Genomic DNA, 7,685 nt, shown 5'->3' on the forward strand with positions numbered 1-7,685 from the left:
CCGCCGAGGAGCCGCCGGACCGGAGTCCCGAGCAGGCGCGGGACCGGATGGCGGCCTACCGGGCCGGCCGGGCGCGCGGCTCCCGGGACGAATCCCCCCACGCAGACAGCGAAGGAGAAGTGTGATGCTCGAACACCACAGGGCCGGTCCCGAAGGCGTCCGCCGGACCGGGGAGCCGGACTGGTGAGGCGGGTCCGGGAGGTCCGGCACGCGGTGCTCCTGTCCAACGACGGGCTCGCGGTCGGCTCCTCGAGCGGACTGAGCCGGGAGGACGCCGAGCACCTGGCCGCCGTGGCCTCCGGCTTCCACAGCCTCGCCAAGGGCGCGGGCCGGCATTTCCACGCCGGGGGCGTGCGTCAGACGCTGGTGGAGATGGACCAGGGGTTCCTCTTCGTCGCGGCCGCCGGGGACGGGTCCTGTCTGGCCGTCCTCAGCACCGCCGGCGCGGACATCGGCCTGATCGCGTACGAGATGGCCCGGCTGGTGAAGCGGGTCGGCGAACACCTCTACACCCCGCCCCGGTTCGCGGCCCACCACCCGCCGGCCGCAGGGTGAGAGCGGCGGCCCGGAACATGGACGGCCGGTGGTACGACGCCGACGCGGGTCCGCTGGTCCGCCCGTACGCCATGACCGGAGGGCGGACGAAACCCGGACCCCACGGGGTCCGCTTCGACCTCATCGCCCTCGTCGCGGTCGATCCCGGGGGCGGCGCTGTGGGGGACGAGGGGCTGCTGGGGCCCGAACACCGGGCCCTGCTGGGGCTCTGCCGCTCGGAGACCCAGTCGGTCGCCGAGCTCGCCGCCGAAGCGGACCTTCCGGTGGGCGTGGTGCGGGTGCTGCTGGGGGACCTGCTCGAAGCGGGGCAGGTGAAGGTCAGCCGTCCGGTGCCGCCCGCCCGGTTGCCGGAGCTGCGCATTCTGCGGGAAGTCATCGAGGGATTGAGGGCGCTGTGATGGGACTGCACGACGACGGACCGGGGGAGACGGGTGCCCTTTCGAGCGACGGGGACCTGGCCGCGCTCGCCTTGAAGATCCTGGTGGCGGGCGGGTTCGGGGTGGGCAAGACGACGCTGGTCGGCGCGGTCAGCGAGATCCGTCCGCTGCGGACGGAGGAGCTGCTGAGCGAGGCGGGCGAACTGGTCGACGACACCGGCGGGGTGGAACGAAAGACCACCACCACCGTGGCCATGGACTTCGGGCGGATCACCATCCGGTCCGGGCTGTCGCTGTACCTGTTCGGGACTCCGGGCCAGGACCGCTTCTGGTTCCTGTGGGACGAGCTCTCGCAGGGGGCGCTCGGGGCGGTGGTGCTCGCCGACACCCGGCGGCTGGAGGACTGCTTTCCGGCGGTGGACTACTTCGAGCACCGGCGGATCCCCTTCGTGGTCGCCGTCAACTGCTTCGCGGACGCGCGGCGTTACGGGGCGAACGAGGTGTCACGGGCGCTGGACCTGGAGCAGGGGACGCCGGTGGTGCTGTGCGACGCGCGGGACCGGGACTCGGGCAAGGAGGTGCTGATCCGGCTGGTGGAGTACGCGGGGCGGGTCCATACCGCCCGGCTGCTGGACTCGGTGGGCCCGCAGGCCGGCTCCGTGTGAAGGGCCGGAATCCGCCTCTTGACGGTGTTGTCGGCGGTGGGGAACACGGGGCGGGCGCCGTGGGGAACGGACCAGATGGGGAGCGGTGTACGGGCTTGCGTCCTGGTGCGCCGGCGGCGGCGTCCCGGCGGGGGTGGCGGGCCGGAGGGACGCCCGCCATTCCTCTTGAGTCATCTTCCGTGCCGTGCGTCCATCCTCCTTGCCGGAAAGCCCCTGGTGGGCAAGGCTTGCGGCACGACCACGCGGGGAGGGCGCGGCCACGAAGGCCGGGTCAACGGGGAGGGGCTGGAAATGGCACTGGACAAGCAGCTCGACTGGTTGCTGGACGATCTGACGCGCAGGGTCCCGCAGGTGCGCCACGCGGTGGTGCTGTCGAACGACGGGCTGGTGACGGCGGCCAGCGCGGGCCTGGCGCGGGAGGACTCCGAGCACCTCGCCGCGGTCGCGGCCGGGCTGCAGAGCCTGGCGAAGGGGTCCGGGAGGCACTTCCGGGCGGGTGAGGTGCGCCAGACGATGGTCGAGTACGACGAGGGCTTCCTCTTCGTGGTGGCGGCGGGCTCGGGCAGCAGCCTGTGCGCGCTGAGCGCCGCCGAGGCGGACATCGTGCAGGTCGCGTACGAGATGACGCTGCTGGTCAACCGGGTGGGTGAGCACCTGGGCGTCGCGGAGCGGCGGATCACCGGGGGCTGAGCGGCCTCGTGGGAAAGTTATCCACAGGCCGGGCGCGATGTCGTAGCGCTCGGTTACGGTCTTCACACAGAGTGATCGCCATGGGTGATCGCCAGTCGTGGGGGAGGACCGTGATGAAGGTGGAAGCGAGGAAGTGCGCGCCCGTCGGGGCGGCTCTACGGGGGGACGCGCGGCCGGAGCCGTTGCTGGCCGGCTCCCGGGCCGCCGCGGAACTGGGGCTCGGGCGGGGTGAGTTCGCCCGGGCCGTCCAGCTGGGGCTGGTGCGTCAGGGCCCCCGGGCGGCAGGCGGGGCAGCCCGGTTCGCCCGGGCCGAGCTGGAGCGGGTCAAAGCGGAGCGGGGGCATCCGGAGGTGCTGCGCGCGCAGGTAGAGACGGTGGCTGGCGCGGAGCATGCGGCGCGGGTGCTGGGGACCGGGCCGACCCGGTTCACCCGGCTCGCCCGGTGCGGGCACCTCAGCCCCGTCGGCTACCGGGTCAACCGCTACCGGGCCCTCGTCTGGCTCTATCTGGCCGCGGAGCTGCGGGAGTTCGCCGCCCGGGAGCCTCGGCTGCTGACCGGGTCCGCACCCCCGCGGGACCGGGAGCTGATGGCCGCCGGGGCGGACCTGCGTCCGCGCAGGTGGCGGGAGCGGCACGTGGGGCTGCTGCTGAGACGGACCGCCGACCCCTGGGAGCGGGCGGCGGTGCTGGCCTCCGTCCTCCCGGACGAGGAGGTACGGGCTGCCGTTCCCGACCCGGCGGAGCGCATCGTGCTCGCCGCGCTCGCACCGCCCCCGCCCTACGGCCACCCGCAGGTCCCGGCGGCCGCGGCGGTGGCCGGGCCCCTGCTGCTGGCGGAGCCGCCGGAAGAGGCCGGCCGGTACCGCGCCAGCCTGGAGTTCGCCCTCACCGGCGCGCGGGGTCAGTCGAACTCGACGGGGGAGAGGGGGCCGACGTAGACCCAGGCGCCGCCCTCCCGGGAGAAGGCGCTGTGCTCGTGGAGCGATCCGGTGTGCCCGCCCTCGCGGTAGTGGGCGCGGAACTCCACCGACCCCTCGGTGTCGAAGATCCCGCCGCGGGCGGTCCCGAGGATCTCCAGCCGCTCCCAGCGCTGCTCCGGGTCGAGGTCGAGCCGGCCCGGACGGGTCGACGGGTGCCAGGACCGCAGCAGGTAGGCGGTGTCGCCGACCGCGAAGGCGCTGAAGCGCGAGCGCATCAGCAGTTCGGCGGTGGGTGCCTGCTGCGCGCCGGAGTGGAAGCGGCCGCAGCAGGCCGGGTAGGCGGCGGGCAGCCCGCAGGGGCAGGGGAGGACCGGGCTGGTCATGGGTGCGCTCAGTTCTTCGGGACGGTGACGGACGGGGGACGCGGAGGAGGGACGGCCGCGCCTACTGCGGGGACACGGCAGGCCTCGCCTTCTCCGCCGGATAGGGGCGGAAGAGGCCCTCCTGGACCACGGAGACCAGCAGCCTGCCCTCCAGGTCGTAGATCCGGCCGCGGGCCAGGCCGCGGCCGCCGTGGGCGATGGGCGACTCCTGGTCGTACAGGAACCACTCGTCCGCCCGGAACGGCCGGTGGAACCACATGGCGTGGTCCAGGGAGGCCATGTCGAAACCGCGCATGCCCCACAGCGGCTCCACGGGGATGCGCACGGCGTCGAGGAGGGTCATGTCACTGGCGTAGGTGAGGGCGCAGGTGTGGACGAGCGGGTCGTCACCCAGGGGGCCGACCGCCCGCATCCACACCGCGCTGCGCGGATCGGCGTCCTTGAGCTCCTCGGGGGTCCAGCGGAGCCGGTCCACGTACCGGATGTCGAAGGGCTGGCGGCGGGCCATCCGCTCCAGGGCCTCGGGCAGTGCGCCGAGGTGCTCGCGGATCTCGTCCACGACCTTCGGGAGCGCGTCCGGATGGGGGAAGTCGAGGCGGGGAGGCAGCTGGTGCTCGATGCTGCCCTCCTCCGGGTGATGGAAGGAGGCGGTCAGGTTGAAGATGGTCTTGCCCTGCTGGACGGCGGTGACCCGGCGCGTGGTGAAGGAGCGCCCGTCACGCACCCGTTCCACCTGGTACACGATCGGTACCCCGGGGATCCCCGGGCGCAGGAAGTACGCGTGGAGGGAGTGCACCGGGCGGTCGCTCTCGGTGGTCCGGCCGGCCGCCACCAGGGCCTGGCCGGCTACCTGCCCGCCGAACACGCGTTGGAGGGACTCCTGGGGGCTGGCCCCCCGGAAGATGTTGACCTCGATCTGCTCCAGGTCGAGCAGGTCGACCAGTCTCTCGGCGGGGTTCGTCATCACAGGCTCTCCACTGTCGTCTCCGGCGGGGCCGGCGGGCCGGGCGGGTCCGCCCGGCCGGGTGGCGTGCGGGTCGGGGGTTCCCCCGGACGGGGTCCGGGGGAGGTCAGAGCCGGCCGAGTTCGCCGACCGAGGTGACCCGGATCACGGCCCGGCCCTCCTCGTCGGACGCGGCGAGGTCCACTTCGGCGCTGATGCCCCAGCCATGGTCGCCGTTCGGGTCGGCGAAGGTCTGGCGGACGCGCCACAGGCCGTGCGCCGGGTCCTCCTCGATCTGCAGGAGCTTCGGGCCGCGCGCGTCGGGGCCCGTGCCCAGGTCGTCGTACTCGTCCCAGTAGGCGTCCATGGCCTCGCCCCAGGCGTCGGCGTCCCAGCCCGCGTCGGCGTCCAGCTCGCCCAGCTGGTCGACGTGGTCCAGGGCCGCCAGCTCGACCCGGCGGAACATCGCGTTACGGACCAGGACGCGGAAGGCGCGGGCGTTGGCCGTGACCGGCTTGACCTGGTCGGCCTTCTCCTGGGCCTGCTCCGCCGTCTCCACCTCCGGGTTCGCCAGCTGCTCCCACTCGTCGAGGAGGCTGGAGTCGACCTGGCGGACCAGCTCGCCCAGCCAGGCGATCAGGTCCTCGAGGTCCTCGGACTTCAGGTCGTCGGGGATGGTGTGGTCGAGGGCCTTGTAGGCGCTCGCCAGGTAGCGCAGCACGATGCCCTCGGTGCGGGCCAGCTCGTAGAAGGAGGTGAACTCGGTGAAGGTCATCGCCCGCTCGTACATGTCGCGGATGATCGACTTCGGCGAGACGGGGTGGTCACGGACCCACGGGTGGCTCTTGCTGTACACGTCGTAGGCGTGCACGAGCAGCTCCTCCAGCGGCTTGGGGTAGGTGACCTCCTGGAGCCGCTCCATCCGCTCCTCGTACTCGATCCCGTCCGCCTTCATCGCGCCGACCGCGATTCCGCGCTCCTTGTTCTGCTGGGCAGCCAGGATCTGGCGCGGGTCGTCCAGCGTGGACTCCACGACCGAGACCATGTCCAGGGCGTAGGACGGGGACTCCGGGTCCAGCAGGTCGAAAGAGGCCAGCGCGAAGGTGGACAGCGGCTGGTTCAGCGCGAAGTCCTGCTGGAGGTCGACGGTGAGCCGGATGGTGCGGCCCTCGGCGTCCGGGGTGTCGAGCTTCTCCACGACGCCGCCGTCCAGCAGCGACCGGTAGATCGCGATGGCCCGGCGGATGTGCCGCAGCTGGGCCTTGCGCGGCTCGTGGTTGTCCTCCAGCAGGCTGCGCATCGCCTGGAAGGCGTCGCCCGGACGGGCGATCACCGACAGCAGCATGATGTTGGTGACCTTGAAACGGGAGGTCAGCGGTTCCGGGTCGGCGGCGATCAGCTTCTCGAACGTGGTGTCCGACCAGGCGACGAAGCCCTCGGGAGCCTTCTTGCGCACCACCTTGCGGCGCTTCTTCGGGTCGTCGCCGGCCTTCGCGAGGGCCTTCTCGTTCTCGATGACGTGCTCGGGCGCCTGCGCGACCACGAACCCGGCCGTGTCGAAGCCCGCCCGGCCCGCGCGGCCGGCGATCTGGTGGAACTCACGGGCCCGCAGCGTGCGCACACGGTTGCCGTCGTACTTGGTCAGCGCCGTGAACAGCACCGTGCGGATCGGGACGTTGACGCCCACGCCGAGGGTGTCGGTACCGCAGATGACCTTCAGCAGACCGGCCTGGGCCAGCTTCTCCACCAGCCGCCGGTACTTGGGCAGCATGCCCGCGTGGTGCACGCCGATCCCGTGGCGGACGTAGCGGGAGAGGTTCTGGCCGAACTTCGTGGTGAAGCGGAAATTGCCGATCAGCTCCGCGATCTTGTCCTTCTCCTCGCGGGTGCACATGTTGATGCTCATCAGCGACTGCGCCCGCTCGACCGCCTGGGCCTGGGTGAAGTGCACGATGTACACCGGCGCCTGCCGGGTCTCCAGCAGCTCCGTGATGGTGTCCGTGATCGGTGTGGTCACGTACTCGTAGGAGAGCGGCACGGGCCGGGTCGCGGAGCGGACCACCGAGGTCGGCCGGCCCGTGCGCCGGGTCAGGTCCTCCTCGAACCGCTTCACGTCGCCGAGCGTCGCCGACATCAGGACGAACTGCGCCTGCGGCAGCTCCAGGAGCGGGATCTGCCAGGCCCAGCCGCGGTCCGGCTCCGCGTAGAAGTGGAACTCGTCCATCACGACCTGGCCGATGTCGGCGTACTTGCCGTCGCGCAGGGCGATGGAGGCCAGCACCTCGGCGGTGCAGCAGATCACCGGGGCGTCCGCGTTCACGGAGGCGTCGCCGGTCAGCATGCCGACGTTCTCGGTGCCGAACAGCTTGCACAGGTCGAAGAACTTCTCCGACACCAGCGCCTTGATCGGGGCGGTGTAGAAGGTGACCTTGTCCTGCGCCAGCGCGGTGAAGTGCGCGCCCGCCGCCACGAGGCTCTTGCCGGAGCCGGTCGGAGTCGAAAGGATCACGTTCGCGCCCGAGACGACCTCGATCAGCGCCTCCTCCTGCGCCGGGTACAGGGTGATGCCCTGGTCCTCCGCCCACGAGGAGAAAGCCTCGAAGAGGGCGTCGGGGTCGGCGGTCGGCGGGAGCTGATCAATGAGGGTCACGCCCCCATCTTGCCTGGCTTCCCGCCGGAAGAGGGAACCGGCGGACGGAAAGAAGATCATCGCCGGTACGCTGGGCCGTCGAGGCGGCCCGACCGAAGACGTCGACGGGGCCGCACCACCACAGGACCGGGGCGGGAAACGAGCATGATGGGTCCGGCGCACTCGCTGTCCGGGGCGGCGGCCTGGCTGGGGGTGGGCGCCGCGACCGCGGCCGCCGGACACCCGATGCCCTGGCCCGTACTGGTCGTCGGCGCACTGATCTGCGCCGGCGCGGCCCTCGCCCCCGACCTCGACCACAAGTCGGCGACGATCTCCCGGGCCTTCGGGCCGCTGTCCCGGGGCCTGTGCGAGGTCGTCGACAAGATCTCCTACGCCGTCTACAAGGCGACCCGCTCGCCGCGCGACGCCCGCCGCAGCGGAGGCCACCGCACCCTGACCCACACCTGGCTGTGGGCGGCCCTCATAGGCGCCGGCTCCTCCGCGCTGGCCGTGAGCTTCGAGC

The 7,685-nt window shown here is 72.2% G+C and carries 8 protein-coding genes and 1 pseudogene; 6 read left to right on the forward strand and 3 right to left on the reverse strand.

Annotated elements, in window-relative coordinates; genetic code table 11:
• Window positions 1-180: 180 nt before the first annotated feature.
• From VR44_RS26310 to VR44_RS26330, 5 genes and pseudogenes are all read left to right on the forward strand, one after another.
• Window positions 181-555, forward strand: a pseudogene (locus VR44_RS26310) (roadblock/LC7 domain-containing protein); the annotation flags it as partial.
• A 17-nt stretch (window positions 556-572) separates the two neighbouring features.
• Window positions 573-953, forward strand: a complete 381-nt coding sequence (locus VR44_RS26315) for a DUF742 domain-containing protein (protein ID WP_045950087.1) — start codon at window positions 573-575, stop codon at window positions 951-953.
• Window positions 953-1,597: a GTP-binding protein gene (locus tag VR44_RS26320; protein WP_045950088.1), complete on the forward strand. Its 645-nt coding sequence runs from the start codon at window positions 953-955 to the stop codon at window positions 1,595-1,597. The genes VR44_RS26315 and VR44_RS26320 overlap by 1 nt, the downstream gene beginning before the upstream one ends.
• Window positions 1,598-1,888: 291 nt before the next feature.
• Window positions 1,889-2,287: a roadblock/LC7 domain-containing protein gene (locus VR44_RS26325; protein WP_045950089.1), complete on the forward strand. Its 399-nt coding sequence runs from the start codon at window positions 1,889-1,891 to the stop codon at window positions 2,285-2,287.
• Between the two features lie 113 nt (window positions 2,288-2,400).
• Complete coding sequence (locus tag VR44_RS26330; protein WP_157880411.1) at window positions 2,401-3,225, forward strand: DUF6397 family protein; 825 nt, start codon at window positions 2,401-2,403, stop codon at window positions 3,223-3,225.
• Here VR44_RS26330 and VR44_RS26335 read toward each other — a convergent pair.
• The 3 genes from VR44_RS26335 to VR44_RS26345 all read right to left on the reverse strand — a co-directional run bounded on the left by VR44_RS26335 (window position 3,189) and on the right by VR44_RS26345 (window position 7,243).
• Window positions 3,189-3,590: a YchJ family protein gene (locus VR44_RS26335; RefSeq protein ID WP_045950090.1), complete on the reverse strand. Its 402-nt coding sequence runs from the start codon at window positions 3,588-3,590 to the stop codon at window positions 3,189-3,191. The two genes, VR44_RS26330 and VR44_RS26335, sit on opposite strands and share 37 nt — an antisense overlap.
• 61 nt (window positions 3,591-3,651) lie before the next feature.
• A complete protein-coding gene (locus tag VR44_RS26340; protein WP_045950091.1) occupies window positions 3,652-4,554 on the reverse strand; it encodes an acyl-CoA thioesterase in 903 nt (300 codons plus the stop codon).
• Between the two features lie 106 nt (window positions 4,555-4,660).
• Window positions 4,661-7,243, reverse strand: coding sequence for a DEAD/DEAH box helicase (locus VR44_RS26345; protein WP_094191926.1), 2,583 nt, complete (start codon window positions 7,241-7,243; stop codon window positions 4,661-4,663).
• An 84-nt stretch (window positions 7,244-7,327) separates the two neighbouring features.
• Here VR44_RS26345 and VR44_RS26350 point away from each other — a divergent pair.
• A partial coding sequence (locus VR44_RS26350; protein ID WP_045950093.1) for a metal-dependent hydrolase occupies window positions 7,328-7,685 on the forward strand: 358 nt, incomplete at its 3' end.

The sequence above is a fragment of the Streptomyces katrae genome, assembly GCF_000966975.1.
Classification (GTDB): Bacteria; Actinomycetota; Actinomycetes; order Streptomycetales; family Streptomycetaceae; genus Streptomyces; species Streptomyces katrae.